This is a genomic window from Streptomyces sp. NPDC107528 (assembly GCF_055639295.1).
On the sequence record NZ_JBVKAV010000002.1, the window covers coordinates 765901 to 792603 of the forward strand.

Below are 26703 nucleotides of genomic sequence, written 5' to 3' on the forward strand. Positions count from 1 at the left end.
GCGGCCTGGATCAATGTGTGTTTGTGGAGTGCTGTTTACTCGTCCCCTGCTCAGCCCAGCTTGGGCTCGCCGCTGAACTCCGGCGCCCACGCGTTGCTCTTGACCTTGTACGCGGTCATCGTGTGGTTCGTGGTGTCACCGAACTCGTCGAAGGAGATGGTGCCGGTGACGCCGTCGAACTTGACCTTCGCCATGGCGTCCAGGACCGCCTTGCGGCCGTCGGACGGGACCTTGCCGTCGTTGCCCTCGACCGCCAGCTTGACGGCCTCGATGATCGACCAGGTGGCGTCGTAGGTGAGGCCGCCGTACGCCTCGTAGGCGTCCTCGTAGCCGGCCGCCTCGTAGTCCTTGATGAACGCCTTGGCGGAGTCGAGCTGCTCGACCGGCTTGCCCACGGAGGTGGCGAGGTCGCCCTCGGCCTTCTTGTTCAGCTTCGGGAACTCGCCGGAGTAGATGCCGTCGCCGCCCATGAGCGGGATGTTCTGGCCGCTGTCCTTGAGCTGCTGGCTCAGCGGGCCGGCGGCCGGGTACTCGCCGCCGTAGTAGAGGGCCTCGGCGCCGGTCTTCTTGATCTTGGCGACCACGGCGTTGAAGTCACGGTCGTCGGGGTTGATGTGGTCGGTGCCCACGATCTTGCCGCCGAACTTGGTGAAGTTCGTCTTGAAGGAGGCAGCGAGGCCGGCGCCGTAGGTCTTCTGATCGTCGATCAGGTAGACCTTCTTGATCTTGGCCTGGTTGTACAGGTAGTCGGCCGCGAAGGCGCCCTGGATCTCGTCCGTGGTTGCCGTGCGGAAGAACGTCTTGAACTGGCGGACCGAGTCGCCCGTCTTCCAGCCGTCGCCCTGGGTCAGCTCGGTACCCGTGTTGGCGGGGGAGACCTGGGTCAGGCCGGCGTCGTTGAGCGGCTTCTGCATCTGCTGCGAGACGCTGGAGTTCAGCGGGCCGACGACGCCCAGGACGTCCTTGTTGCTGATGAACTTCTGGGCGTTCTGCTGGCCGACGGACGGCTGCGCCTGGTCGTCGAGAGCCTCGATCTTGAACTCGACGCCCTTGACGAATTCCTTCTTGTTGGCCGTCTTGGCGGCCAGGTCGGCGGAATTCTTGATGCCGAGGCCGAGCGCCGACAGGTCGCCGGTCAGCGGGGCGTCGACACCGATCACCACAGTGGTCTTGTCGCCGTTGCTGCTGCCGCCGTCGTCGTCACGCGACCCACAAGCCGTGAGAGTCAGCGATCCCGCCGCAAGCGCGGCGGTTATGGCGATGATCGAACGTTGACGCACGAATCAGGTCCTTTCCCTGGCACGGCGGCCCCCCATGGAACTCGCCGAGTCGAGCGCTGGGTCGAAGTGAGTTCGAATCCGATGGCGCCGTGACTGGCCGTGACTCTAAGCGCGGGTGGGGAACATGGAGGAGGCTCTGACCAAGGCTGTGACGCTCTTGTTATGACACGGGGTAACGCAGAGCGGTACTCCGTGGGGGGAAGTGTGGATTTCCGGCCGATTCGCCCTGTCCACATAGTGAGAACTTGCAGCGTTCGCGCGTAGCATCTTCACGAGTGTTCACAGGTTTTGGTGATTACCCGGATCGTTGCCGAAGGCTACCCAAGGGTCTCTGCGGACGTGTGGGAAGGGTGCGCGCTGCGGGAGAAGTGGGGGCCTGTATTGCAGTCGTATTACGCAGAGTTACAGCCGGGAAAGTAGGGCGGAGTTCTTCGGCTGTTTTCGTGTATGGGGCACGAAAATGGAATTGGGCATTGCCGGGCTCACCGCCTTCGGCCATCAACCCGGCGGCCGAGAGCGGGAGTCCGGGCGCCGCCCCGCTCCCGGGGGCCCCTCCCGACGTCATGCCTTGACGTTAGGCCGCCGGGCGTCCGGGTTCAACGGCGGGGTGGTGCAAGGGTGTTGTTTGCGGCGTGGACCGGCACCGAGGGGTGCCGGTCGCCGGGCGGGGCGGCAAAGGGCGCTGCCCGCAAGGGAGTTGCCGCAAGAGGCTGCCGGAGTCGGCTCAGCCCATCGCCCGGAGCTGCTCGCCGTCGCTCGGGTTCACGTCCCGCAGCAGGCAGGTCAGCCGGGCGCTGCACACACGCCGCCCGGCCTCGTCGCTGATCACGATCTCGTACGTCGCCGTCGAGCGGCCCCGGTGCAGGGGTGTGGCCACGCCGGTGACGAGGCCGGCACGGGCACCGCGGTGGTGGGTGCAGTTGAGGTCGACGCCGACCGCGATCTTGGAGCTGCCGGCGTGCAGCATCGAGCCCACCGACCCCAGCGTCTCGGCGAGCACCGCGGACGCGCCGCCGTGCAGCAGCCCGTACGGCTGGGTGTTCCCCTCCACCGGCATGGTCCCCACGACCCGCTCGGCGGACGCTTCCACGATCTGGACACCCATGCGCGTCCCGAGGTGCCCGGCGGAGAACAGGGCGGGCAGGTCGACGCCGAGTGCGGCGTACTCGTCGATGACCTCTTGCGGGAACTTCACGTGCTGCTGCTCGCCCATGGGGCCCGGCTCCGTTCGTCGTGGTGTGCGTCGACTGAGCAAACGCTCAGTCGGTCGCCGATTGTTCCAGACGTACGATCACGGACTTGCTGGCCGGGGTGTTGCTGGTGTCCGCGGTGGCATCCAGCGGGACGAGGACGTTGGTCTCCGGGTAGTACGCCGCCGCGCAGCCTCGGGCCGTCGGATAGTGGACGACACGGAAGCCGGGCGCCCGCCGCTCGACCCCGTCCTTCCACTCGCTCACCAGGTCGACGTACGAGCCGTCGGCGATGCCCAGCCGCTGTGCGTCCTCAGGGTTGATCATCACGACCCGGCGGCCGTTCGTGATGCCCCGGTAACGGTCGTCGAGGCCGTAGATCGTGGTGTTGTACTGGTCGTGCGAACGCAGGGTCTGCAGCAGCAGCCGTCCCTCGGGCACCGTCGGGTACTCGATCGGAGCCGCCGTGAAGTTGGCCTTGCCCGTCGCCGTCGGGAAGCGGCGCTCGTCGCGGGGCGCGTGGGGGAGCGTGAAGCCGCCGGGGTGGGCCACGCGCGCGTTGAAGTCCTCGAAGCCGGGGATCACGCGGGCGATACGGTCCCGGATCGTCGCGTAGTCCTTCTCGAACTCCTCCCAGGGGGTGGCGCTGCCCTCGCCCAGCACGCGGCGTGCCAGGCGGCACACGATCGCCGGCTCCGACAGCAGATGCGCGCTCGCGGGCTCCAGGCGGCCCCGTGAGGCGTGCACCATGCCCATGGAGTCCTCGACCGTCACGAACTGCTCGCCGCTGCCCTGGAGGTCGCGCTCGGTCCGGCCGAGGGTGGGCAGGATCAGGGCACGCGCGCCCGTGACGGCGTGCGAGCGGTTGAGCTTCGTCGACACATGCACGGTCAGCCGGGCGCGCCGCATGGCGGCCTCGGTGACGTCGGTGTCCGGGGTCGCGGACACGAAGTTGCCGCCCATGGCGAAGAAGACCTTCGCCTCGCCGTCCCGCAGGGCGCGGATGGCCCGTACGACGTCGTAGCCGTGCTCGCGCGGGGGAGCGAAGCCGAACTCCTTCTCCAAAGCGTCCAGGAAGGCCGGGGCGGGCCGCTCGAAGATGCCCATCGTGCGGTCGCCCTGCACGTTCGAGTGACCGCGCACCGGGCACACGCCCGCGCCCGGGCGGCCGATGTTGCCGCGCAGCAGAAGGAAGTTGACGACCTCGCGGATGGTGGGCACGGAGTGCTTGTGCTGGGTGAGGCCCATGGCCCAGCAGACGATGGTGCGCTGCGAGGCGAGGACCATGGCCATGGCCTCCTCGATCTCCGCGCGCGTGAGGCCGGTCGCCGTCAGGGTCTCGTCCCAGTCGGCGGCACGGGCGGCCGCGGCGAACTCCTCGTAGCCGTGGGTGTGTTCGCGGACGAACTCCTCGTCGACGGCGCCCTGCGTCTGAAGGATCAGCTTGTTGAGGAGGCGGAACAGGGCCTGGTCGCCGCCGATGCGGATCTGCAGGAACAGGTCGGTGAGAGCGGCGCCCTTGAGCATGCCCTGCGGGGTCTGCGGGTTCTTGAAGCGCTCCAGGCCGGCCTCGGGCAGCGGGTTGACGCTGATGATCTTCGCGCCGTTGGTCTTGGCCTTCTCCAGGGCGGAGAGCATGCGCGGGTGGTTCGTACCCGGGTTCTGCCCGGCGACGATGATCAGGTCGGCCTTGTAGAGGTCCTCCAGCAGGACGCTGCCCTTGCCGATGCCGATGGTCTCGTTCAGCGCCGACCCGGACGACTCGTGGCACATGTTCGAGCAGTCGGGCAGGTTGTTGGTGCCGAGCTCGCGCGCGAAGAGCTGATAGAGGAACGCGGCCTCGTTGCTGGTGCGTCCCGAGGTGTAGAAGACGGCCTCGTCGGGGGAGCCGAGAGCGGTGATCTCCTCGCCGATGATGTCGAAGGCGCGCTCCCAGGTCACCGGCTCGTAGTGCGTGCCCCCTTCCGGGAGGTACACGGGGTGCGTGAGCCGCCCCTGCTGCCCCAGCCAGTAACCGCTCCTGGTCGCGAGATCGGCGACGGAGTGGGCGGCGAAGAACTCCGGGGTGACCCGGCGCAGGGTGGCCTCCTCGGCCACCGCCTTGGCGCCGTTCTCACAGAACTCCGCCTTGTGCCGGTGGTCCGGCTCCGGCCACGCGCAGCCCGGGCAGTCGAAGCCGTTCTTCTGGTTGACGTTCAGCAGCGTCAGCATGGTGCGCTTCACGCCCATCTGCTGCTGCGCGATCCGCAAGGTGTGCCCGATGGCCGGGAGCCCCGCCGCCGCATGCTTCGGCTCGGCGACCTGGGGCGCGTCCTGAACCGGATCACCCTTGGGCGGCTTGGTGGCCATCGCGCGTTCTCCTTTGTGTACACGTGTGAGGTACATCTCCGATCCTCGCACGCGGGACGGACAACGCGGGCGGGGGTCCCGGCCCCGGTCCGGACCCACCCGCCCCCTCCCGGGAGCCGCACCCCCCGATGGGGACCGACTGTCAGTGGGGCGTGGCAGGATCGGGGACGTGGCAGAGACAGCAGCGAAGCAGACCGAGACCAACCCCGGCGGCAGCCGGCCCCGCCTGATGCTCATGGACGGGCACTCGCTGGCCTACCGTGCGTTCTTCGCGCTGCCCGCGGAGAACTTCACGACCGCGACGGGCCAGCCGACGAACGCGATCTACGGCTTCGCGTCGATGCTGGCCAACACGCTGCGCGACGAGGCGCCCACGCACTTCGCGGTGGCCTTCGACGTGTCCCGCAAGACCTGGCGCTCCGCGGAGTTCACGGAGTACAAGGCGAACCGCTCCAAGACCCCGGACGAGTTCAAGGGCCAGGTCGAGCTGATCGGCGAACTGCTCGACGCGATGCACGTCTCGCGGTTCGCCGTCGACGGCTTCGAGGCCGACGACGTGATCGCCACGCTCGCCACCCAGGCCGAGGCCGAAGGCTTCGAGGTGCTGATCGTCACCGGCGACCGGGACTCCTTCCAGCTGGTCAGCGAGCACACAACGGTGCTGTATCCGACCAAGGGCGTCTCCGAGCTGACCCGGTTCACCCCGGAGAAGGTCTTCGAGAAGTACGCGCTGACGCCCGCCCAGTACCCCGACTTCGCGGCCCTGCGCGGTGACCCGTCCGACAACCTGCCGGGCATCCCGGGCGTCGGCGAGAAGACGGCGGCGAAGTGGATCAACCAGTTCGGTTCGTTCGCCGAGCTGGTCGAGCGCGTCGAGGAGGTCAAGGGCAAGGCCGGGCAGAACCTGCGCGACCACCTGGAGTCGGTCAAGCTCAACCGCCGCCTGACCGAGCTGGAGCGAGGCGTCGAGCTGCCCAAGACCGTCGCCGACGTCGCGCGCGTGCCGTACGACCGCAAGGCCGTCGCGATGATCCTGGACACCCTGGAGATCCGTAACCCGTCGCTGCGCGAGCGACTCTTCGGCGTCGACCCCGGAGCCGAGGAGGCCGAGGCCACGCCGATCTCGACCGAGGGCGTGGAGCTGGACGGCGCCGTGCTCGGCACCGGCGAGCTGGCCCCCTGGCTGGCGGAGCACGGCGGCGAGCCGCTCGGCGTGGCCACCGTCGGCGCCTGGGCGCTCGGCACCGGCTCGGTCGCCGAGGTCGCCCTCGCCGCGGCCGACGGCGCGGCCGGCTGGTTCGACCCGTCGCAGCTGGACGAGGCCGACGAGAAGGCCTTCAGCGCCTGGCTGGCCGACGCCGACAAGCCGAAGGTCTTCCACAACGCCAAGGGCGCGATGCGGGTCTTCGCCGAGCACGGCTGGAGCATCGCCGGCGTGCGCATGGACACCGCACTCGCCGCCTACCTCGTCAAGCCGGGTCGCCGCTCGTTCGACCTGGACGCGCTGTCCCTGGAGTACCTCCACCGCGAGCTGGTCCCCGCCGCGGCGGCCGACGGCCAGCTGGCCTTCGGCACGGACGACGGCGCCGAGGCCGAGGCACTGATGATCCAGGCCCGCGCGGTCCTGGACCTGGGCGCGGCCTTCGAGGGCCGTCTGGAGGAGGTCGGCGCCGCGGACCTGCTCCGCGACATGGAGCTGCCGACCTCCGCCCTGCTGGCCCGCATGGAGCGGCACGGCATCGCGGCCGACCGGGCGCACCTGGAGGCCATGGAGCAGATGTTCGCGGGTGCCGTGCAGCAGGCCGTGAAGGAGGCGCACGCGGCGGCCGGGCACGAGTTCAACCTGGGCTCGCCCAAGCAGCTCCAGGAGGTCCTCTTCGGCGAACTCGCCCTGCCCAAGACGAAGAAGACGAAGACGGGCTACACGACGGACGCCGACGCCCTGGCGTGGCTTGCGACCCAGACCGACAACGAACTGCCGGTCATCATGCTCCGCCACCGCGAGCAGGCGAAGCTCCGCGTCACCGTCGAGGGCCTGATCAAGACGATCGCGGCGGACGGCCGTATCCACACGACCTTCAATCAGACGGTCGCGGCCACCGGCCGCCTCTCCTCGACCGACCCGAACCTGCAGAACATCCCGGTCCGCACGGACGAGGGCCGGGCGATCCGCCGGGGCTTCGTGGTGGGCGAGGGCTTCGAGTCCCTGATGACCGCGGACTACAGCCAGATCGAGCTGCGCGTGATGGCCCACCTCTCCGAGGACGAGGGCCTCATCGAGGCGTTCACCTCGGGCGAGGACCTGCACACCACGGCCGCCTCGCAGGTGTTCGCCGTGGAGCACGCCGCGGTGGACGCGGAGATGCGCCGCAAGATCAAGGCGATGTCGTACGGCCTGGCCTACGGGCTGTCGGCCTTCGGCCTGTCCCAGCAGCTGAACATCGACGCCGGCGAGGCCCGCGCGCTGATGGACGCCTACTTCGAGCGCTTCGGCGGCGTCCGGGACTACCTGCGCCGCGCCGTCGACGAGGCACGGGCGACGGGCTACACGGCGACGCTCTTCGGCCGCCGCCGCTACCTCCCCGACCTCAACAGCGACAACCGCCAGCGCCGCGAGGCGGCCGAGCGCATGGCCCTCAACGCCCCCATCCAGGGCACGGCGGCGGACATCGTCAAGATCGCCATGCTCAACGTCGACCGGGCCCTGCGCGAGGAGAACCTCACCTCCCGCATGCTCCTCCAGGTCCACGACGAAATCGTCCTGGAAATCGCCCCGGGCGAGCGCAAGACGGCCGAGGAACTGGTCCGCCGGGAAATGTCCAACGCCGTCCACCTCAACGTCCCCCTGGGCGTCTCGGTGGGCGCGGGGCCGGACTGGGAGTCGGCGGCCCACTAGTCGCCGCCGCGGGCCTCCCGTCAATGCCGGGCAGATTGGCACCCTGCCCGGCACCCGGTGACGCTTTGGAGGGACGGTCCCACAGCGCGCCCCTAAGGGGCGCGGGGAACTGCGCGACCAGCCACGACCAACCCGCAGCCCCGAGAACACCGCAACCCGGCAATCACCAGGGATCCCGGCCCAACCCCCGGAGGGACCCGTCACCCGCGTGGCCCCCGCAAAAGCGCTCCTCGCACCCCATGCCCGTAAGGATGCGGGCATGGGTATACGCACGCTCAACCGCCGGACGGCCCCGGCACCGGCGAACGCGAACACCGAAGACGCCCCCACAGCGCGGCCCTCGGTCCCACCCTTCGCCTCCGGCGCAAGCACCGCCCGCATCCCCGTCGACCTGATGGGAACCCTGCGGCACAGGGCGACAACCCTCCGCGGCCACCTGGCCCTCGCCCGCACCGCACTCCCACTCCGGCGCCCCGGCCGCTCGGGCCGTACCGTCACCGTGTTCGTCGCGACGGCCGAAACCGTCACCGAGCTCCCGGACGGCTGGTCTCCCGACCGGCCCCACCCGCATCCGCACCCGAACTGCCAGGGCCCAGGACCGGACGCCACACCCTGACGCCCACGGCGTACAGCACCAGCCCCAGAACGAGCCCCGCGCCCGCTCCGAAGCACAGCGTGGGAATCAGCTCCCAGTACTTCGCGGTCGATCCCCAGTAGGCCCACCAGCGCGACGCCCGCTGCACGGCCGCCACTGCGGCAATCCCGCCGATCACCACCGCGGCCCACCACCGGTCCCGTACCGAAAGCACCGGGACCCCGACCGGCGCGACAGCGCCGGTCCGCCGTAGCGCCACGATCACAAATGCGGCGATGGCGACCGCGGCGACCGCCGAACCGCCGTACTGCAGATACCAGTACAGCGGCGATCCCGCGATCTCCTCGCCCAGGACGGGAAAGAGCCGCATCCCCCAGCGGTCGAGATGGGTGAACGCGTCCCACACGACATGCGTCAGCGAGCCGAGGACGGCAGAGACGTACCAGCGCAGCGCCGACGAGGGCCGTACACGCGCGCGTGGCGCCCCGCAGCGCACCAGCGTGGCCACCCGCGCCTGTCGCCCGGGCGGCAGCAGTGCCACCAGCGGCTCGCGCAGCAGGAGCCACAGGCCCACCAGCGCCCAGGCGATCGCCACATCGACGGTGAACACGCCGGCGAACGAGTGCGTGACATCGCCGAACTCCATCGCCTCCGGCAGGACACTCGCCACGTAATAGGTCATGTCGGGAGAGAACGATCCCGCCACCAGCATGGCCGGTACAAGTGCGAGGCGGCCGGTTCCGTCGGTGCGTACGCCGGGCAGTACGGCCGCCGCGTGGCTGAGCGTGAACGGCAACGGGGCTCCTCGTGCGGGGTGTTGGCGGGGCCGGTCGGCCCAGGGCGTCGGCGAAGCCAGTATGAGGGACATCCGACGGACAGACCGCATGTGGCCAACCGGTAAAAATCGGGCACCAACGGGTGCCCCGGCAAAGGAAGTTGTCGTAGTGTCGCCTGGGTCACCGCGCCGGGGGCGTGCGGTCGAACAGATGAACAGCGACTAAAAGCGTGCCGCGAGGGCAACTGTCGCGGCGAGTCGATCGTCACAACAGGGGCGGGCTCGGCACGGCGAGCCCGGCCGGCAGGCAGAGTCGGGCGCCCGGGCGTCCACGGGAGGGGTCCATTTCATGGCGGCGCAATTCGGCAGGCTCCGCAAGGGGGCGGTGAACACCACGGTGGCCGCGGTCGTGGTCGCGGCACTGGCCGCGTCCCAGGCTCCGGGAGTGATAACCGACGACGCCGGCAGAAGAGTCACCACCGGCACCCAGCCCTCCCCGGACACATCCGCCGAGGACAGCGCGACCGGCAACTCGCCGTACTACACGGACCTGCCGCCGCTGAACAGCCCCAACCCCTCGCCGTCCGCGGACACCCCTGTCGACCCGGGCGTCACCGAGGCCGGCATCCCCGCGACCGTCCTCGACGCGTACAAGAGGGCCCAGGCCGCGCTCCAGCAGGCCAAGCCCGGCTGCAACCTCCCCTGGGAGCTCCTCGCCGCGATCGGCAAGGTCGAGTCGGGGCAGGCCCGCGGCGGCCGCGTCAAGGCCGACGGCACCACGATCTCCCCGATCCTCGGCCCGCAGCTCAACGGCAACGGCTTCGCGAACATCAGCGACACCGACAACGGCGCCTACGACGGGGACAGCTCGTACGACCGTGCCGTCGGACCCATGCAGTTCATTCCCTCGACCTGGGAGTGGGCCGGCCGCGACGGCAACGACGACGGCAAGAAGGACCCCAACAACATCTACGACGCCGCGCTCGCCGCCGGCCACTACCTGTGCCGCTTCGGCTGGGACCTGTCCACCCAGGGCGACCTCGACCGCGCGATCCTCAGCTACAACAACTCGCAGGACTACCTCAACCTCGTCATGAGGTGGCTGGAGTACTACCGCAAGGGCACTCACGAGATCCCGGACGGCACCGGCACCGTCCCGTCGGACCGCAGCGACGACACGGCGGGCGCGAGCCCGACACCGACGACGCCCTCCACGCCGTCGGCGCCCAGCACGCCGACGGCACCGAGCAGCCCCAAGCCCGGCGACAACGGCGGCTCCCCGAGCCCCGAGCCGCCCCCGCCGAGCACGACCCCGCCCGGCACGACGCCTCCCACCCCTACCGACACGGTCCACCACCTGGAGGACGCGGGCACCGCGGGGCTCAGCGCGATGGCGGGCGACACCTTCGCCGAGAAGATCTCCGCGCGCGCCGAGACCAAGGCCGGCAAGGCCGTCGCCAAGGTCCGGGTCCGCTTCACGATCATCGGCGCCACCGACGCGACCTTCAGCACCGGTGAGAAGTACGCCACCGTCCTCACCAGCAGCATCGGTGTGGCGCCGGCGCCCGCGCTCAAGGCGGGCGAGAACACCGGCGAGTTCGTCGTCCGCGTCACCGTCGTCGGCCGCACGATCGCCGGTCTCGACTACAAGGCCACCGTCACCGAGCGCGCCGCCGACACCTTGACCCGCACCGGCGACACCGCGCTGACCTGCACCCCCGGCGGCGAGTTCGTCGACCAGGTCGAGGTGAAGGCGACCTACAAGGACGCCGTGGCCGACAAGGTCGCGGCCACCGCCACGCTCGTCAAGTCGGCGGACGACCCGGCCGAGAACGACAAGGGCCCCTACTTCAAGGACGCCGACGGCAAGCCCGTGCGCACCCTGACCGGCCTGACGACGGACGCCAAGGGCCTGCTCAAGCTGCCGAAGCTGTACGCCGACGACACCACCGGCACGTTCCTGCTCCGCATCAACACCGCGGGCGGCGCGACCCTGACCGTCGAGCTGAAGGTGGCGGCGGCCGAGACGTCACCCAGCCCGACGCCGTCGGCATCGGAATCCGCATCCGGACCGGCATCGCCGAGCCCGAGCGCGTAGGCACCGCCAAGTCCGCCGAAGGGCGCCTCATCCGCTACGGCGGACGGGGCGCCCTTTGTTCGTGCGCGCAACGTGTTCTCATCTCGCCCGCCCGTTGCTACGGTGCCGAACCTGACGATGTATCAGATGTCACAGTCGCGGATTTTCACAGTCCCGGATTTTCACAGCCGTGGAACGTCACAGTCCGGGATTCGGGAGGCTCCTATGCGCGCCCTGATCGCCGCAGCGACCGGTCTCGTCGCCGCGCTCGCCCTGGTCCTCGCGATGACCGCGCTGGGTTCACCGGCCGGTGAGACATCCCCCAAGCCGCTGCTGACGACGGTGCCCACACACCCGTAACCGCCCGTCCGGGAGGGAGGCCGAGATGCGCCGCAAGGCCGGCCTGGTCCTGCTCGCCCTCGCCGTGTTCTTCGCGGCGCTGTCCCCGCTGCTGCGCTGGTACGCCTTCCCGCGCCTGGCCAAGATCCCGGCCAACCAGTACCAGGACATGGTCCTGGAGGCGAAGGACGCGACCCTCCTCGACTACGGCACGATGGAGGCCCGCAAGGTCTCCAAGGTCACCATCGTGCAGACGCTCAAGGGCAACGTCGAAGCCTCGGAGAAGATCGAGAAGACGGCCGGCAAGGACGTGGTGGTCTGGGACGGTCTGTCCTACGTCGTCGGCCCCGACGGCAAGATGGTCTCCAAGATCCCCGAGCGCTACATCTTCGACGCCCACACCCAGGAACCCGTTCATGTCACCGGTGAGATGGTCGACGGCGACCCCGTGAAGCGGCAGGGCATCGAGTTCAAGTGGCCCTTCCTGACGGAGAAACGGGACTACGAGTACTTCGACGCGCAGGCCCGCATCACCGCCCCCATCCACTACAAGGGCACCCAGAACTTCCGCGGCGTCGAGGTCTACTACTTCGAACAGACCATCCCGTGGACGAAGGTCAGGTTCCCCAGGACCATGCCGGTCGAGGGCATCACCCCGGAGTCGGTCGCCAAGACCGGCACGACCCGCTGGTACACCACCGTCCGCAAGTTCTGGGTCGAACCGCTCACCGGAGCGCCCGTCTACGGCGAGGAGATCCACAAGGAGGAACTGCGCGGCGGCACCCTGCTCGGGGACCGCGACAAGGTGACGGCGTTCGCCGGCCACGTGAAGATGCGCGAGGACTACATCGTCTCCACGGTGGACCTGGTCAAGTCCAACCGCACGCTGGTCCTGCTGCTGACGTCGTACCTCCCGTGGGGCTTCCTGGCCCTGGGCCTGCTGCTCCTGGCGCTGTCCCTGTACCTGGAGGCACGCGGCCGCCGTCCCGGTGACCCGGAACCGACCAAGGACACCGAACCGGAACCGGTCAGCGCCTGAGCCTGGCGTTCGTGTACCGGGTCGGCTCGGCCGAGGCGGGATCCACCGGCCACGGATGCTTCGGATAACGCCCGCGCAGCTCCGCCCGTACGCCCTTGTAGCCGTCCCTCCAGAAGGAGGCGAGGTCCGCGGTGACGGCGGCGGGCCGGCCCGCGGGGGAGAGCAGGTGGACGAGGAGCGGTACGCCGGCGACGGACGGCGACTCGTGCAGTCCGAACATCTCCTGCAACTTCACGGCGAGGACGGGCTGCTCGGGGTTGCCGTAGTCGATCCGGATCCTGGACCCACTGGGTACCGCCATGCGCTCGGGCGCCAGCTCGTCGAGCCGCCCCGCCTCCCCGGAGGCCCACGGCAGCAGCCTGGTGAGCGCCTGCCCGGCGTCGATCCGGGCCAGATCGGCCCGCCGCCGCGCCCGGCTCAGCTCGGGCTCCAGCCACTCGTCCACGCGCGCGTGCAGCGCGTCGTCCGAGACGTCGGGCCAGGGCGCGCCGAGGTGGAGGTGCAGGAAAGCGAGCCGCTGCCGCAGTACACCGGCGTCAGGGGACCACCGCAGCAGGCCGAGCCCTTCCTGCCGCAGCCCTTCGAGCAGCGCATCGCGTACGAGTACGGGGTCGGCGTCCCGCAAGGGCCGCACCGCGAGCTCGATCGCCCCGAGCCGCTCGACCCGCCGGGCGACGACGTCCCCGTCGCCCCAGTGGACCTCCTGGCTCGCGGAGTACATCGAGGCTGCCGCGGAGCGGGCCATGTCCTCGTCCGCCACGGCGGCGAGCTGCACGCGCGCGTGCCCCTTGCCGACGGGACGGTCCGCGACGGCCACGGCGATCCACGGGGCACCGCGCAGCGGGCTGCCGGCACCGAGCTCGGCGCGGGTGCCGGAGGCCATGAGGTAGGAACCGCCGTCGGCTCTGGCCACCCGCTCGGGGAAGGCGAGGGCGGCGACGAGGCCCACGGTGCGGTCGTCGACGCTCTGCGCGGCCGAGTTCTCGCTGTTCGACCGCAAACGCCGCACCTCCGCCCGCCAGCGCCCCGCATAGGCGTCACCGCCACGCCGAGCCGCCCGCAGAGCGGCAGCCAGGTCGTCCCCGTACTCCCTCGGGGCCTCCTCGCTCAGCAGCGCGACCGCCTCGGCACCCGCACCGGAGGTGTCCAGCAGCGCCCGGCCCAGTCGGGGGTGCAGCCCCAGCCGGGACAGCGCGGTGCCCCGCGCCGTGGCCCGCCCGTCGGCGTCCACCGCACCGATGGCCGCAAGGACGCTCCGCGCCGCCGCCATCGCTCCAGTGGGCGGAGGATCGAGCAACGCCAGCCCGGTCGCCTCCGGCTCGCCCCAGCACGCCGCCTGCAACGCGAACGCCGTCAGGTCGGCCACCTTGATCTCCGGCGACGGGAACCGCGGCAGCCGCACGTCCTCCGCCTCCGCCCAGCACCGGTACACCGCACCCGGCGCCTCACGCCCGGCCCGCCCTGCCCGCTGCCGGCCGGCCGCCTGGGAGGCCCGTACCGTCGTCAGTGCGCTCAGCCCGCGCGCGTGATCGACCCGCGGCTCCCGCGCCAGCCCGGAGTCGACGACCACGCGCACCCCGGGGACCGTCAGCGACGACTCCGCGACGGACGTCGCCAGCACCACCCGGCGCCGCTCCCCGCCGGTCAGCACCGCGTCCTGCACGGCCGCCGACGCCCGACCGTGCACGTGCAGCACCTCGACGTCCCCGAGCTGCCCCAGCTGCCCGGCCACCCGCGCGATCTCGCCGACACCCGGCAGGAAACACAGCACGTCCCCCACCCGCTCGGCCAGCGCCCGTCGTACGGTCGAGGCCACGTGCGTCAGCAGCGCCGGGTCGACCCGCATGCCGTGCGGGGGCCTCACGGGACGCGTCGGCGGTGCCCACACCACCTCCACGGGGTGCGAGACGCCCTCCGCCGCCACCACCGGCGCATCGCCCAGCAGCCGAGCCCACCCCTGCGCGTCCGTCGTCGCGGACGCGGCCACCAGCCGCAGCTCCGGCCGCAGCGTCTGACGTACGTCCCACAGGAACGCCGCCACCGTGTCCGCGTCCAGATGCCGCTCGTGGCACTCGTCGAGCACCACCACGTCCACGGCCGCCAGCTCCTGGTCGCGCTGCAAACGCTGCAACAGCACACCGGTCGTGACGACCTCCACGCGTGCGTGCCGCCCGACGACCCGTTCGCCGCGCACGGTGTAACCGACGCTCTCGCCGACCTTCTCGCCGAGCAGCCACGCCATCCGCCGGGCGGCGGCCCGGGCCGCGATCCGCCGCGGCTCGGCCACGACGACCCGCCTCGCCGGTCCCTCACCGACCAGCCCGGCCAGCACCAGCGGCACCAGGGTGGTCTTGCCGGTGCCGGGCGGCGCGACGAGCACCGCGGTGCCGTGCGTGTCCAGGGCGTCGTTCAGACCGGGCAGGGCGCTGCGTACGGGCAGCGCGTCCAGGGCGTCGTAACGGATCACGCTCTCAGTCTCTCCCTCAGCCTCCGGCCGGGGGTGCCCCCATCTCGCTTCGCTCGCACACGAAGATCGCCGTGCCCGGGATCAGGTTCCCGCGCAGCGGCGACCAGCCACCCCACTCCGAGGTGTTCCAGGCCGGCCACTCCGGCTCCACCAGGTCCACCAGCCGCAAGCCCGCCGCCACGACGTCCCGGACGCGGTCGCCGATCGTGCGGTGATGCTCGACGTAGACCGCGCGGCCCTCGTCGTCCTGCTCGACGTAAGGAGTGCGGTCGAAGTAGGAGGCCGAGACGGACAGACCCTCCGGGCCCGGCTCGTCGGGGAACGCCCAGCGGATGGGATGGGTCACGGAGAAGACGAGACGCCCTCCCGGCCGCAGCACCCGGCGCACCTCCTTCAGCACCAGCACCGGGTCGGCGACGAACGGCAGCGCGCCGTACGCCGAGCACACCAGGTCGAAGGAGGAGTCGGCGAAGGGGAGGGCGCCCGCGTCGGCGCACACCAGGGGGAACGCACCGCCGATGCGCAGCGCGTGCTGGAGCTGGCGGTGGGAGATGTCCAGGGCGACCGGGCGGGCCCCCTGCGCGGTCAGCCAGCGCGAGCACTGAGCCGCGCCGGCGCCGATCTCCAGGACGTCCTTGCCCTTGAGGTCCTCCGGCGGGCCGAGCAGCTCGGCCTCCACCTCGTCCAGGCCCTCGGGGCCCCAGACGAAACGATCGTCGCCGAGGAACGTGCCGTGCTCGGTCTGGTACTCGTCCGCGTTCCGGTCCCACCAGCCACGGTTGGCGTGCGAGCTCTCCGCAACGCCGGACTCACGGCGCGTGGCCTCCGGTTCGTACTCTTGGATGATCGGCTCCCTCGTCGTACTCTTCCGTCACCTGAACGGCGCGGGGCCCTCACGGTGGTGTCACGTGAGGGGTGCTCCAAGGCCTGCGTGGCCTCAGGAGACACGTTTTGTGCCGGGTATGCGGCGATCCGCCCCGGGTGGGCGGCTTCGCGCATTGACCCTGTCCGGCTGCCCCCGTATGCTACAAGTTGCGCTGCGGGCCTGCGCACCTCAGACGTAGCAGGCTGCGCTCGCATCTGTTGTATGTCCCCTCGGTTTTCGAGGCGCCATCACCTTTCCCTGGTGGGGCGCTTCCTTGGCTGTCCGGCTTCTTCAGAGCGATACGGGCTCCCGGCGTAGCAGTACCTACGACTCAATGTCCGTACCGGAGCCCTTTCCCACATGACGAGCAGCACCGAGACCACCGCCACCACCCCGCAGGTTGCGGTCAACGACATCGGTAACGAGGAAGCATTCCTCGCCGCGATCGACGAGACGATCAAGTACTTCAACGACGGCGACATCGTCGACGGCGTCATCGTGAAGGTCGACCGGGACGAGGTCCTGCTCGACATCGGTTACAAGACCGAAGGTGTCATCCCGAGCCGAGAGCTCTCGATCAAGCACGACGTCGACCCCAACGAGGTCGTCGCCGTCGGTGACGAGATCGAAGCCCTTGTTCTCCAGAAGGAGGACAAGGAAGGCCGCCTGATCCTCTCGAAGAAGCGCGCCCAGTACGAGCGCGCCTGGGGCACCATCGAGAAGATCAAGGAAGAGGACGGCATCGTCACCGGTACCGTCATCGAGGTCGTCAAGGGTGGTCTCATCCTCGACATCGGCCTCCGTGGCTTCCTCCCGGCCTCCCTGGTCGAGATGCGCCGCGTTCGCGACCTCCAGCCCTACGTGGGCAAGGAGCTCGAGGCCAAGATCATCGAGCTGGACAAGAACCGCAACAACGTGGTCCTGTCCCGCCGTGCCTGGCTGGAGCAGACCCAGTCCGAGGTCCGCCAGACGTTCCTCACCACCCTCCAGAAGGGTCAGGTCCGTTCCGGCGTCGTCTCCTCGATCGTCAACTTCGGTGCCTTCGTGGACCTGGGTGGCGTCGACGGTCTGGTCCACGTCTCCGAGCTCTCCTGGAAGCACATCGACCACCCCTCCGAGGTTGTCGAGGTCGGCCAGGAAGTCACCGTCGAGGTTCTCGACGTCGACATGGACCGCGAGCGTGTCTCCCTGTCGCTGAAGGCGACGCAGGAAGACCCGTGGCAGCAGTTCGCCCGGACCCACCAGATCGGTCAGGTCGTGCCCGGTAAGGTCACGAAGCTGGTTCCGTTCGGTGCGTTCGTCCGCGTGGACGAGGGCATCGAGGGTCTGGTCCACATCTCCGAGCTGGCCGAGCGCCACGTGGAGATCCCGGAGCAGGTCGTCCAGGTCAACGACGAGATCTTCGTCAAGGTCATCGACATCGACCTCGAGCGCCGCCGCATCAGCCTCTCGCTGAAGCAGGCCAACGAGTCCTTCGGTGCCGACCCGGCCTCGGTCGAGTTCGACCCGACCCTGTACGGCATGGCTGCCTCGTACGACGACCAGGGCAACTACATCTACCCCGAGGGCTTCGACCCCGAGACCAACGACTGGCTCGAGGGCTACGAGACCCAGCGCGAGGCTTGGGAGGGCCAGTACGCCGAGGCGCAGCAGCGCTTCGAGCAGCACCAGGCCCAGGTCATCAAGTCCCGCGAGGCGGACGCTGCGGCTGCCGCCGAGGGTGGCGACGCGGCGGGTGCGGCTCCGGCCGCGTCCGGTGGCGGCGGTTCCTACTCCTCCGAGGGCCCGGACAACTCCGGCGCGCTTGCCTCGGACGAGGCGCTTGCCGCGCTGCGCGAGAAGCTGGCGGGCGGCCAGAGCTGAACGCTCGCCGCTGAGGCTTAGCCGTTGACTGAGGGGCCGTACCTTTCGAGGTGCGGCCCCTCAGTGCTGCCCCGGTAGGTCGTTCCTTCGGCTGCGGCCCGGTGGGGGCTTGTCGCGCCCACGCGGCGGAGCCGCAAATCGATACAGCCCCGCGCCCCTGAAGGGGCGTTGCCGAGCCCGGCAAGATCAATGAGCTCCTTCCTCGGGAATGCCCACGCCCGTAAGGGTGTTGTGGCGTATGAACACGAGGAGGAGCGGTCACAGTGCTTGATCCGCAGGGTTTGTACGCATGGGAGCCGAAGGGCCTCGCCGTTGTCGACATGGCGCTTGCCCAGGAGTCGGCCGGCCTTGTCATGCTCTACCACTTCGACGGATACATCGACGCGGGTGAGACCGGCGACCAGATCGTCGACGGACTTCTGGACTCGCTGCCCCACCAGGTCGTCGCCCGCTTCGACCACGACCGGCTGGTGGACTACCGCGCCCGTCGCCCGCTGCTGACGTTCAAGCGCGACCGCTGGGCCGAGTACGAGGATCCCGCGATCGAGGTGCGGCTCGTCCAGGACGCCACCGGCGCGCCGTTCCTGCTGCTGTCCGGGCCCGAGCCGGACGTGGAGTGGGAGCGCTTCGCCGCGGCCGTCAAGGAGATCGTGGAGCGCCTCGGGGTGCGTCTGTCGGTGAACTTCCACGGCATCCCGATGGGCGTCCCGCACACCCGCCCGGTCGGCGTCACCCCGCACGGCAATCGCGTCGACCTCGTCCCCGGCCACCGCAGCCCCTTCGACGAGGCGCAGGTGCCCGGCAGCGCCGAGTCCCTGGTCGAGTACCGGCTGATGGAGGCCGGGCACGACGTCCTGGGCGTCGCCGCGCACGTCCCGCACTACATCGCCCGCTCCCCGTACCCGGACGCGGCGCTCACCGTCCTGGAGGCGGTCACCGCGGCGACCGGGCTGGTCCTGCCCGGCATCGCGCACTCCCTGCGCACGGACGCGCACCGCACGCAGAACGAGATCGACCGGCAGATCCGCGAGGGCGACGAGGAGCTCACCAACCTCGTCGAGGGCCTGGAGCACCAGTACGACGCGGTCGCGGGCGCCGAGAGCCGCGGCAACATGCTCGCCGAGCCGGTGGACATCCCGTCGGCGGACGAGATCGGGCGGGAGTTCGAGCGGTTCCTGGCGGAACGGGAAGGCGACAACTGAGGGCCTCCGGAGACGGCGGTCGAGGGGAAGTACGGCCTGCCCGGCGCTGTGTCAGTGGCAGGCCCTAAGCTTCGGGTCATGCTGAAGGTGGGCCTGACCGGGGGCATCGGAGCCGGTAAGAGCGAGGTGTCGCGGCTGCTCGTGGAGCACGGGGCCGTGCTGATCGACGCGGACCGGATCGCGCGGGAGGTCGTCGCACCCGAGACCCCCGGCCTCGCCGCCGTCGTCGAGGCGTTCGGCGAGGACGTGCTCACCGAGGACGGCAGCCTGGACCGGCCCAAGCTGGGCTCGATCGTCTTCGCCGACCCCGACCGGCTCGCCGTACTGAACTCGATCGTGCACCCCCTCGTCGGCGCCCGCTCCCGCGAACTCGAAGAGGCCGCCACCGAGGACGCCGTCGTCGTCCACGACGTCCCGCTCCTCACGGAGAACGGCCTGGCACCGCTGTACGACGTGGTGGTCGTGGTCGACGCCGGCCCCGAGACCCAGCTCGACCGGCTCGTCCGGCTGCGCGGCATGACCGAGGAGGACGCACGCGCGCGTATGGCCGCGCAGGCGACGCGTGACAAGCGCCTGGAGATCGCGGACATCGTCATCGACAACGACGTACCACTGGAAGAACTTCAGCGACGCGTGAAGGACGTCTGGGACGAGCTCGTGCGCAGAGCACACGGGGCCCAGGGGAGTCCTCCGCCCCTCTCGCCGCAGGAATAGCCCCGGCGCGATCGCGCGTTGAACCCTTCCAGTGAGGGAAGGACTTTGCCGTGCCCGAGACCAGCGGATCGCCCGGACGTACTCCGGAGACGCATGTCATCGACTTCCGCGCCGCCGAGCAGCTGCTCGCCGCGCGGGATCCGCGGGGCGCGGTGAAGCTGCTCGACGGAGTCATCGCCGCGCACCCGGAGAACACCGCCGCCCGGCTGCTGCGCGCGCGTGCCTTCTTCGCCGCCGCGCAACTGCGGCCCGCCGAGCTGGAGTTCACCATCGTCCTGGAGCGCGAGCCGGACAACGCGTTCGCGCATTTCGCGCTCGCCCGGACCTACGAGCGCCGAGGCCGGCCCGAGGAGGCCAAGCGCCACTTCCGGCTGGCGGCCGCGCTCGACCCGAACCCGCAGTACCTCAAGGCGGCACGGTTCGAAGCGTGAGCGGCGCCTAGGGGTGGCGGTTCTCAGGCGGGCGATACGGGGGGATGTCGCGGCCCGGCTGGTAGTGCGGGCCCTGACGGATGTGTCTGAGGACCATGGCCATGTCGATGGTGATCACCAGCCACAGCGCCCCGCAGGCCGCCGCCCAGCCGGGGCGTCCCACGAGCGCGAACGCGACGGTACCGAAGACCGCCCACACCACGCCCCACACGCACAGCCAGAAACGGGCCCGCAGTGCACTGCGCGCTGTCCTCGGCTCACTGCCCGTACGCATCGGGATCACCACTCCTTCTTGAAACGTACTCCTCGTACTCCTCGTACTCCTCGTACTGCGCGAAGGGGGCCTCGTGCTGCCGGACACCGATGAACTGGCCGAAAGCCTGCTCGACCTCGGAGTACCCCATGAGGACATCAACGACCTCGTGCGGATGGGCCCACGGGTGACGGACGACCCGGAGCTGCGGCAGCACCTGGAGCGGTCCGTCGACGAGCTCGTCCGGGGGATCGGCCAGGTCGGCGGCGCGGTCGACCTGCCCGACCTCGATTGGGCCGCGGGCCCCCTGCGCCGCTGCTTCCCGGTGTACGTGTTCGTCGCGGCGCTGCCGTCCACGCGGGCCTACCACCGCGAGCGCGGCATCCCCGCCGACGTCTCCCGGCGCACCCTCGCCGACCTCGGGCGGAACATGGCCGTGCACCGCAGACGCCATGGCAGGACGGGCGTGCAGGCACCGTGGTGGCTCGTCCATCACTTCCGCGGCGAGCTGTACCAGCTGGGGCGGCTGCAGTTCGAGCGGGCACGGCTCGGGCAGCGTGCGGGGACGAGGCTCGCGGCGGCCGGGCTCGACGTGGGCCCCGACTCGGGCTGCCTCAATGTGCACATCCCCGACTTCTACGGGCCGCTGTCACCGGCCGCGGTCGACCGGTCCCTGGCGCTGGCCCGGGAGTTCTTCGCCGCGCACTTTCCGCAGGAGCGGTACGAAGTGGCGACCTGCCACTCCTGGCTGCTGGACCCGCAGCTGAGGAAGTACCTGCCCTCGGACTCCAACATCGTGGGCTTCCAGGAGCGGTTCCGCGTCGCCCACGAGGACAGGGAACAGGCCGACAGCGAGCCGGTCCAGTTCGTCTTCGGCGACCCGGAGTTGCCGGTCGACAGCCTGCCGCGGCGCACGGCCGTGGAGCGGGCCGTCGGGGACCATCTGCGGGCGGGCGGTCACTGGTATGTGGGGCACGGATGGCTGCCGTTCGACGGGCGCGGGTGAAGTTCTTCGTACGGTGATGACGAATTGCCGTCCCACGGCGATGAGTTCCGGAGCCGGCCCCGGTCTACCTCACCGACATCACCACGGAACGCTTCACCCAGGAGACCCTCATGTCCGAGACCACCGCCTCCGCCACGGCCCGCACCTCCGGCACCGTCATCGCCGAGTCCGCCACCCCGCGCGGTCGCCGTGCCCGCATCGCCCTGCGCGGCCTGCAGATTCTGCTCGCCCTCTTCTACGCGATCGCGAGCGCGCTGCCCAAGCTGATCGCGCACCCGTCGGCCGCCGAGGGCTTCGACGAGCTGGGCTGGGGCAGCGCGGGCATGTACACCATCGGAGCGCTCGAACTGGCCGGGGCCATAGCGCTGTTGATCCCGGTGCTGCAGTCGGTGGCGGCGATGGCGCTGAGCGCGCTGATGGTCGGCGCGTTCGTCGTCACGATCACCGCCTACGGCGGCGAGAACGCGGCGACGCCGCTCATCCTCATCGTGCCCCTCGCCCTGATCGCCTGGGCGCGGCGGAGCTCGAACGCGGATCTGCTGCGGCTGGTGCGACGACGCGCCTGACAGGTGCGCCTGTGCGCGCGTGCGCCTGCGCGAAACGACTTCGGTGGCGTCCGGACCGGGCCTTGTCGGCCTGCCGGACGCCACCGTCGTATGTCACCGTCCGCGCGGTCGTTCCGCGTCGCCGCCCATGAGCCCGCGGAGTCGTTCCAGCTCGCGGCGGTCCCGCTTGGTCGGGCGGCCCGTGCCGCGGTCGCGGATGCCGGCCGGGGCGACGGCCTCGCGCGGCGGGGGAGGGGGCGAGTTGTCGACGTAGCACTGGACCGCCACCGGTGCGCCGACCCGTTTGCGGATGAGCCGCTTGACGATGACGATCCGCTCCCGGTTCTCCTGGCGCAGGCGCACCTCGTCGCCGATGCGCAGGGCGTGGGAGGGCTTCACGTTCTGGCCGTTCACGCGTACGTGGCCGCCCTTGCAGGCGGTGGCGCCCATGGAGCGGGTCTTGACCAGACGTACGGCCCAGATCCAGCTGTCGATCCGTACGGACTCGCCGCTCTGCGCACCGGCGGCCTCGGCCGCGGCCACGGCGGCGGCGACCTCGGGGTCGACGGCCGCCTGCGCGTCGGCCGTGTCCGGCTGCCCCTCGGCCGTGCTGCCGGCGTTCTCCTCGTCATCCTCGGAAGCCATGCCTCGACCTTAGTCCCGTCCCGGCCCTCGCAGTCCTCGCACTCCTCGCACGGCGTCCCGCATGGAGTCCCCGTGCGGGGCCGCGACGGCTTTACGGTGGAGCTGTGGACGCACTGGCCGATCTCGACCGCAGAATCGCGGGCTGCCGGGCCTGCCCACGGCTGGTCGACTGGCGTGAGGAAGTGGCCCGCACCAAGCGCGCGGCCTTCGCCGACCAGACGTACTGGGGCCGCCCGGTGCCCGGCTTCGGCCCGCCCGACGCCCGGCTGCTGATCATCGGGCTCGCCCCGGCCGCGCACGGGGGCAACCGCACCGGGCGGATGTTCACCGGGGACCGCTCCGGAGACGTGCTCTACCAGGCGCTGTACGACGTGGGCCTCGCTTCGCAGCCCACCTCCGTCGCCGTCGGGGACGGCCTGGAGCTGTACGGCGTGCGCGTCACGGCCCCGGTGCACTGCGCACCGCCCGCCAACAAACCCACGCCGGATGAGCGGGAGACCTGCCGGTCCTGGCTGGTGCAGGAGCTGAGGCTGCTGCGCCCGACCGTGCGGGCGGTCGTCGTACTGGGCGCCTTCGGCTGGCAGGCGACGCTGCCCGCGCTGGTGGAGGCGGGGTGGAGCGTGCCCAGGCCGCGGCCGGCCTTCGCGCACGGGGCGCGGGTCCCGCTGGACGGCGCCGACGGCCGCGCCGGGCTCGACCTCTTCGGGTGCTTCCACGTCAGCCAGCGCAACACCTTCACCGGCAGGCTCACGCCCGAGATGCTGCGGGACGTGCTGCGTACGGCGGCGGAGGCGGCCGGCCTGAAATGAGGGGCGTGGGCGGTCGGGCCGTCGATACGGTGCCCGGATGACGCTCTACCCGGAGATCGAACCGTACGACCACGGCATGCTCGACGTCGGCGACGGCAACCACGTCTACTGGGAGACCTGCGGGAACCCGCACGGCAAGCCCGCGCTCGTGCTGCACGGCGGGCCGGGCTCCGGCTGCACCCCGTACTTCCGGCGGCTGTTCGATCCGGCCGCGTACCGGATCGTGCTGCTCGACCAGCGCGGGTGCGGGCGTTCGACGCCGCACGCGAGCGTGTACGAGACCGACATGAGCGTGAACACGACGGCTCATCTCATCGCCGACCTGGAGCTGCTGCGACGGCACCTCGGCATCGGGCGCTGGCTGGTGTGGGGTGTGTCGTGGGGGTCGGTGCTGGGGCTGCGGTATGCGCAGACGCGTCCCGGGGCCGTGTCCGAGCTGGTGCTGACCGGGGTCGCCACCGGGTCGAACCCTGAAGTGTCCCTGCTGACCCGGGGGTTGGGACGGATCTTCCCGGCGGAGTTCCAGCAGTTCCTGGGTGGGCTGCCGCCCGGGGAGCGCGAAAGCAATCTCGCCGCCGCGTACAACAAGCTGATCGAGTCGCCTGACCCCCGCGTCCGGGTGCGGGCGGCGCGGGCCTGGACGGACTGGGAGACGGCGTGCGCCCCCGCCCCGCCCCGGTCGGTCCCGAGATACGAGGACGAGCGGTTCCGTATGGCTTTCGCCCGTACCGTCACGCACTACTTCGGCAACGACCACTTCCTGGGCGAGGGCAACGACGAGGGTGTCGTCCTGCGGGACGCCCCGCTGCTGAAGGGCATCCCCGGCACCCTGGTCCAGGGCAGCCTCGATTTCGGCAACCTGCTGGGGACCGTGTGGCGGCTCCACCAGGCCTGGCCCGGCAGCGAGTTGGTCGTCGTCGACGACGTGGGGCACGACGCGGGGGCACCGACCGTGGCGGCGGCGCTGGTGGCGGCGACGGACAAGTACGCGGACCGATGACGGTCAAGTACGGCGGTCGCTAGGAGAGTTCCTCGGCCGCCGCCTCGCCGAAGAGCTGCCGTACCGTCGAGCGGTGGTTGGTGCGCACGTGGGTGAGTGCGTGCGCGCGGGCCCGGTTCGGGTCGCCCGAGGCGATTGCCTCGAACAACTCACGGTGCTCCACGAGGAGTTGGGGCCACTCCTCGTTCCTCCGGGTCATCCAGCGCAGGCGGCCGGCGACCGGTTCCAGAGCCTCGATCAGCAGGGTGTTGCCGGCCATGGCGACGATGCGGTCGTGCAGCCGGCTGTTGACGTCCGTGATCGCTTCCGCGTCACCCGCCTCGGTCGCGGCGGCAGCCTGGTCGAGGAGCGCCTCCACCTCGGCGAGATCGTCCGGCGTCGCCCGTGACGCGGCGAGCCCGGCCGCGTACACCTCCAGGGCCTCGCGCAGTTCGAAGAGTTCCTTGACGTCGGCCGGGGTCAGCCGGCGTACGACCGTACGGCGGGCCGACTCGAACTGGACGAAGCCCTCGGCGACCAGGGCCCGGATCGCCTCGCGGACCGGAACGCGCGAGACCCCGAGGCGCTCGGCCAGCTCCCGCTCGACGAGCCGGTCACCGGGCCGGAGGCGGCCGGCGATGATGTCCTGCCGCAGGGTCGCCAGGACGCGTTCCCGTACCGCACCCAGGGGTTCGGTCTTCGTCGAGGAGCTCATGGGGCCATCTTCGCCGACTCCGGGTGTGATTTACGGAGCGTTAACGGCAGCGACATCGGTCAGAACGGTTGACGGGAGGACCATGTGCGCAGTTTGGTATACCAAACGCGCGCCTCGGTGCCCGTTCACAAGGCGCCCCTCCATAAGCAGTCCTCCGTCCCCCGGCTCCTGGAGGCCCCGTGTCCCTCGCCGACCGTGCCGAAGTCACCGGCACACCAGCGTTCGTACCCGATCCCCGGCTCACCAACGAAGACCTCGCGCCCGCGGGCAAGCGCAACTGGAAGGTCTTCGATCTCTTCGCCATGTGGATGTCCGACGTCCACAACCTCGGCAACTACACGTTCGCGGCCGGTCTGCTGGTCCTCGGCATGAACGTGTGGCAGGTCTTCACGTCCCTGCTCGTCGGCTTCGTGCTCATCTACATCGGCATGAACTGGATGGGCAGGATCGGCCAGCGGCACGGCGTCCCGTTCCCGGTCGTCAGCCGGATCAGCTTCGGGGTGTGGGGTGCGAACATCCCGGCGCTGATCAGGGCCGTGATCGCCATCATGTGGTACGGCATCCAGACCTATCTGGCCTCCGTCGCCGTCAACATCATGCTGCTGGCCGCGTGGCCGGGTCTGGAGTCCTGGACGCACAGCTCCTTCCTGGGTCTGGACGCGCTCGGCTGGGTGTCGTTCCTCTCCCTGTGGCTGATCCAGGCGCTGATCATCAGCCGGGGCATGGAGTCGGTGCGCAAGTTCCAGGACTTCTGCGGCCCGGCGATCTGGATCGTGATGATCGCGCTGGCGGTGTGGATCCTCGCCAAGGCCGGCTGGACGATCTCGCTCACGACCACCCCGCACCCGGTGTCCGTCGGCGAGCAGTGGCGGCAGTGGTTCGGCGCGATCGGCCTGATCCTCGCCACGTACGGCACGCTGATGCTCAACTTCTGCGACTTCTCGCGCTTCGCGCCGGACTACCGGACGGTCCGCAAGGGCAACTTCTGGGGTCTGCCCATCAACTCCACCGCCTTCGTGGTCGTTTCGGTGATCGTCACGGCCGGTTCGCTGGAGGTGTTCGGGGAGGCCATCACGGATCCGGCGGAACTGGTCGCGAAGGTCGGCAACACCTGGGTCCTGGTGCTCGCCGCCCTGACGTTCGCCATCGCCACGATGGGGGTCAACATCGTCGCCAACTTCGTCTCTCCGGCGTACGACCTGGCCAACGTCTGGCCGCAGAAGATCACCTTCAAGGTCGGCGGCATGATCAGCACGGTGGCGGCGCTCGTGGTGACGCCGTGGAACCTGTTCTCGAACCCGACGGTCGTCAACTACTTCCTCGGCGGCCTCGGTGCCTTCCTGGGGCCCCTGTTCGGTGTGATCATGGTCGACTACTACCTGGTCAAGCGGGGCCGGGTGGACGTGAACGAACTGTTCTCCGCCGCGCCGGGCTCGCGCTACTACTGCCGCAAGGGCGTCAACCCCAGGGCGCTGTGGGCCTTCCTGCCGGCGGCGGGGGTCGTGGCGGTACTGGCGTTGGTGAAGACGTTCAGCGATGTGGCGCCGTACTCGTGGTTCATCGGGACGGCGATGGCGGCGGGGCTGTATCTGGTGCTGTGCCGCGATGAGCGAGCCGCCGGGGCCGACGAGCCGGCTGCCGGGTCCGTGGCGCGGGAGGTCTGAAGAAC

At 70.4% G+C, this 26703-nt stretch carries 22 protein-coding genes; 13 read left to right on the forward strand and 9 right to left on the reverse strand.

Translation table 11 applies throughout. The annotated features are described in order from the left end of the window. Positions 1-50: 50 nt before the first annotated feature. The 3 genes from ACZ7L5_RS08535 to ACZ7L5_RS08545 all read right to left on the reverse strand — a co-directional run bounded on the left by ACZ7L5_RS08535 (position 51) and on the right by ACZ7L5_RS08545 (position 4819). Entirely contained in the window at positions 51-1280 is a 1230-nt protein-coding gene (locus ACZ7L5_RS08535) for a branched-chain amino acid ABC transporter substrate-binding protein (RefSeq protein WP_467483018.1), read from the reverse strand. Positions 1281-2004: 724 nt separating this feature from the next. Then, entirely contained in the window at positions 2005-2493 is a 489-nt protein-coding gene (locus ACZ7L5_RS08540) for a PaaI family thioesterase (RefSeq protein ID WP_328428441.1), read from the reverse strand. A 46-nt stretch (positions 2494-2539) separates the two neighbouring features. After that, entirely contained in the window at positions 2540-4819 is a 2280-nt protein-coding gene (locus ACZ7L5_RS08545; protein ID WP_471515438.1) for an FdhF/YdeP family oxidoreductase, read from the reverse strand. 169 nt (positions 4820-4988) lie between these two features. On the opposite strand from ACZ7L5_RS08545, the gene polA reads away from it, so the two are divergent. Next, positions 4989-7715: a DNA polymerase I gene (gene polA, locus ACZ7L5_RS08550; protein ID WP_471515440.1), complete on the forward strand. Its 2727-nt coding sequence runs from the start codon at positions 4989-4991 to the stop codon at positions 7713-7715. 524 nt (positions 7716-8239) lie between these two features. Here polA and ACZ7L5_RS08555 read toward each other — a convergent pair. Beyond that, on the reverse strand, positions 8240-9106 hold the full coding sequence (locus ACZ7L5_RS08555; protein ID WP_365064058.1) for a DUF4184 family protein: 867 nt from the start codon (positions 9104-9106) through the stop codon (positions 8240-8242). Positions 9107-9434: 328 nt separating this feature from the next. Here ACZ7L5_RS08555 and ACZ7L5_RS08560 point away from each other — a divergent pair, with 328 nt between their 5' ends. From ACZ7L5_RS08560 to pgfA, 3 genes are all read left to right on the forward strand, one after another. Next, positions 9435-11183 carry a lytic transglycosylase domain-containing protein gene (locus tag ACZ7L5_RS08560; protein WP_471515442.1) on the forward strand — a complete coding sequence of 583 codons (1749 nt, stop codon included), beginning with the start codon at positions 9435-9437 and terminating at the stop codon, positions 11181-11183. Positions 11184-11387: 204 nt separating this feature from the next. Continuing rightward, complete coding sequence (locus tag ACZ7L5_RS08565) at positions 11388-11522, forward strand: SPW_0924 family protein (protein ID WP_328882332.1); 135 nt, start codon at positions 11388-11390, stop codon at positions 11520-11522. 25 nt (positions 11523-11547) lie between these two features. After that, on the forward strand, positions 11548-12540 hold the full coding sequence (gene pgfA, locus ACZ7L5_RS08570; protein WP_471515444.1) for a cell envelope lipid trafficking protein PgfA: 993 nt from the start codon (positions 11548-11550) through the stop codon (positions 12538-12540). Here the strand turns inward: pgfA and hrpB are convergent. Both hrpB and ACZ7L5_RS08580 read right to left on the reverse strand, forming a co-directional pair. Next, the gene (gene hrpB / locus ACZ7L5_RS08575) at positions 12530-15007 is read right to left on the reverse strand and encodes an ATP-dependent helicase HrpB (protein WP_471515446.1); all 2478 of its coding nucleotides are present in this window, start codon (positions 15005-15007) and stop codon (positions 12530-12532) included. The genes pgfA and hrpB overlap by 11 nt on opposite strands. Positions 15008-15023: 16 nt before the next feature. Next, complete coding sequence (locus ACZ7L5_RS08580) at positions 15024-15854, reverse strand: class I SAM-dependent methyltransferase (protein WP_471515874.1); 831 nt, start codon at positions 15852-15854, stop codon at positions 15024-15026. A 378-nt stretch (positions 15855-16232) separates the two neighbouring features. Here ACZ7L5_RS08580 and rpsA point away from each other — a divergent pair, with 378 nt between their 5' ends. The 4 genes from rpsA to ACZ7L5_RS08600 all read left to right on the forward strand — a co-directional run bounded on the left by rpsA (position 16233) and on the right by ACZ7L5_RS08600 (position 20082). Then, positions 16233-17735 (forward strand): 30S ribosomal protein S1, encoded by a 1503-nt coding sequence (rpsA, locus tag ACZ7L5_RS08585; protein ID WP_328882335.1) that lies wholly within the window; start codon positions 16233-16235, stop codon positions 17733-17735. Between the two features lie 263 nt (positions 17736-17998). Next, complete coding sequence (locus tag ACZ7L5_RS08590) at positions 17999-18937, forward strand: PAC2 family protein (protein WP_328882336.1); 939 nt, start codon at positions 17999-18001, stop codon at positions 18935-18937. A gap of 78 nt (positions 18938-19015) precedes the next feature. After that, positions 19016-19651, forward strand: coding sequence for a dephospho-CoA kinase (coaE, locus tag ACZ7L5_RS08595; RefSeq protein ID WP_471515449.1), 636 nt, complete (start codon positions 19016-19018; stop codon positions 19649-19651). A gap of 50 nt (positions 19652-19701) precedes the next feature. Beyond that, positions 19702-20082 carry a tetratricopeptide repeat protein gene (locus ACZ7L5_RS08600; protein WP_328882338.1) on the forward strand — a complete coding sequence of 127 codons (381 nt, stop codon included), beginning with the start codon at positions 19702-19704 and terminating at the stop codon, positions 20080-20082. Between the two features lie 7 nt (positions 20083-20089). On the opposite strand, the gene ACZ7L5_RS08605 is transcribed toward ACZ7L5_RS08600, so the two are convergent. Next, entirely contained in the window at positions 20090-20356 is a 267-nt protein-coding gene (locus ACZ7L5_RS08605) for a DUF6343 family protein (protein WP_471515451.1), read from the reverse strand. Positions 20357-20429: 73 nt separating this feature from the next. On the opposite strand from ACZ7L5_RS08605, the gene ACZ7L5_RS08610 reads away from it, so the two are divergent. Both ACZ7L5_RS08610 and ACZ7L5_RS08615 read left to right on the forward strand, forming a co-directional pair. Further along, positions 20430-21341, forward strand: coding sequence for an acyltransferase domain-containing protein (locus ACZ7L5_RS08610; RefSeq protein WP_362378349.1), 912 nt, complete (start codon positions 20430-20432; stop codon positions 21339-21341). Between the two features lie 110 nt (positions 21342-21451). Further along, positions 21452-21907 (forward strand): DoxX family protein, encoded by a 456-nt coding sequence (locus ACZ7L5_RS08615; protein WP_365064944.1) that lies wholly within the window; start codon positions 21452-21454, stop codon positions 21905-21907. Between the two features lie 93 nt (positions 21908-22000). Here the strand turns inward: ACZ7L5_RS08615 and ACZ7L5_RS08620 are convergent, their stop codons facing one another. Beyond that, positions 22001-22531 carry an RNA-binding S4 domain-containing protein gene (locus tag ACZ7L5_RS08620; protein ID WP_471515454.1) on the reverse strand — a complete coding sequence of 177 codons (531 nt, stop codon included), beginning with the start codon at positions 22529-22531 and terminating at the stop codon, positions 22001-22003. Positions 22532-22635: 104 nt separating this feature from the next. Between ACZ7L5_RS08620 and ACZ7L5_RS08625 the strand changes: the two genes are divergently transcribed. Further along, entirely contained in the window at positions 22636-23340 is a 705-nt protein-coding gene (locus tag ACZ7L5_RS08625) for a uracil-DNA glycosylase (protein ID WP_363034604.1), read from the forward strand. 37 nt (positions 23341-23377) lie between these two features. After that, positions 23378-24340, forward strand: coding sequence for a prolyl aminopeptidase (pip, locus tag ACZ7L5_RS08630; RefSeq protein WP_471515456.1), 963 nt, complete (start codon positions 23378-23380; stop codon positions 24338-24340). A 19-nt stretch (positions 24341-24359) separates the two neighbouring features. Here pip and ACZ7L5_RS08635 read toward each other — a convergent pair whose 3' ends face one another. Continuing rightward, entirely contained in the window at positions 24360-25034 is a 675-nt protein-coding gene (locus tag ACZ7L5_RS08635; protein ID WP_471515458.1) for a GntR family transcriptional regulator, read from the reverse strand. A gap of 179 nt (positions 25035-25213) precedes the next feature. Here ACZ7L5_RS08635 and ACZ7L5_RS08640 point away from each other — a divergent pair, with 179 nt between their 5' ends. Next, positions 25214-26698 carry an NCS1 family nucleobase:cation symporter-1 gene (locus ACZ7L5_RS08640; protein ID WP_471515459.1) on the forward strand — a complete coding sequence of 495 codons (1485 nt, stop codon included), beginning with the start codon at positions 25214-25216 and terminating at the stop codon, positions 26696-26698. The last annotated feature ends 5 nt before the right edge of the window (positions 26699-26703 follow it).

Coding starts and splice junctions, on each gene's coding strand:
- ACZ7L5_RS08540 (WP_328428441.1), bottom strand. CDS start 2,493: ATGGGCGAGCAGCAGCACGTGAAGTTCCCGCAAGAGGTCATCGACGAG.
- ACZ7L5_RS08545 (WP_471515438.1), bottom strand. CDS start 4,819: ATGGCCACCAAGCCGCCCAAGGGTGATCCGGTTCAGGACGCGCCCCAG.
- ACZ7L5_RS08560 (WP_471515442.1), top strand. CDS start 9,435: ATGGCGGCGCAATTCGGCAGGCTCCGCAAGGGGGCGGTGAACACCACG.
- ACZ7L5_RS08565 (WP_328882332.1), top strand. CDS start 11,388: ATGCGCGCCCTGATCGCCGCAGCGACCGGTCTCGTCGCCGCGCTCGCC.
- pgfA (WP_471515444.1), top strand. CDS start 11,548: ATGCGCCGCAAGGCCGGCCTGGTCCTGCTCGCCCTCGCCGTGTTCTTC.
- rpsA (WP_328882335.1), top strand. CDS start 16,233: ATGACGAGCAGCACCGAGACCACCGCCACCACCCCGCAGGTTGCGGTC.
- coaE (WP_471515449.1), top strand. CDS start 19,016: ATGCTGAAGGTGGGCCTGACCGGGGGCATCGGAGCCGGTAAGAGCGAG.
- ACZ7L5_RS08605 (WP_471515451.1), bottom strand. CDS start 20,356: ATGCGTACGGGCAGTGAGCCGAGGACAGCGCGCAGTGCACTGCGGGCC.
- ACZ7L5_RS08615 (WP_365064944.1), top strand. CDS start 21,452: ATGTCCGAGACCACCGCCTCCGCCACGGCCCGCACCTCCGGCACCGTC.
- ACZ7L5_RS08620 (WP_471515454.1), bottom strand. CDS start 22,531: ATGGCTTCCGAGGATGACGAGGAGAACGCCGGCAGCACGGCCGAGGGG.
- pip (WP_471515456.1), top strand. CDS start 23,378: ATGACGCTCTACCCGGAGATCGAACCGTACGACCACGGCATGCTCGAC.
- ACZ7L5_RS08635 (WP_471515458.1), bottom strand. CDS start 25,034: ATGAGCTCCTCGACGAAGACCGAACCCCTGGGTGCGGTACGGGAACGC.